1 protein-coding gene is annotated in these 483 nt (G+C 51.3%); it reads right to left on the bottom strand.

The window, feature by feature from the left end:
- A partial coding sequence (locus tag NE664_13565; GenBank protein MCQ4727660.1) for a hypothetical protein occupies positions 1-483 on the bottom strand: 483 nt, incomplete at both ends.

Genomic DNA, 483 nt, shown 5'->3' with positions numbered 1-483 from the left:
CTGTGGTTTCACCACCTGTGCCTCATCAAAACACTTAAGCGCACCGATCACTTCCCCAAGCTTCTCCTCATTAAACTGGATCATCGTATCGATCTCAAAAGACTGAGGCGTCTTTCTGTGACGGAACCAGTCATTAGGCTCCTGTTCCTCCAGAAGCTTCTCGAGGCTGCCGTCAAAGACAGATTCCAGGCCAATATCATCGCCCGATATCACTTCCTCCGCTCCGCCTCTCTCCTTTATGGTCAGCGTATATCCATCGATGCCAGAAGCAATCAGCTGCTTCACTTCATCCACAGTCTTCTTCGACGCATCAACCCCATTAATTGTCGTATTCGGAAAAAACACAGTGCGATACTGCTTCCCCGTCTGTATGTACATCACTGTAACCGCCGCGGCCCCCGCCACTGCGATCCCACCTAAAACAGCGGCCCAACCCTTTATGCCCAGCGACTTCTTCTTTCTGCTGCGTGGTTTCTCTCTCTC

Origin of the sequence: Anaerotignum faecicola (genome assembly GCA_024460105.1) — a bacterium.
Taxonomy (GTDB): Bacteria; Bacillota; Clostridia; order Lachnospirales; family Anaerotignaceae; genus JANFXS01.
The sequence above is the reverse complement of the archived record's forward strand: the minus strand, read 5'-3'. Positions and strand labels throughout refer to the sequence as shown.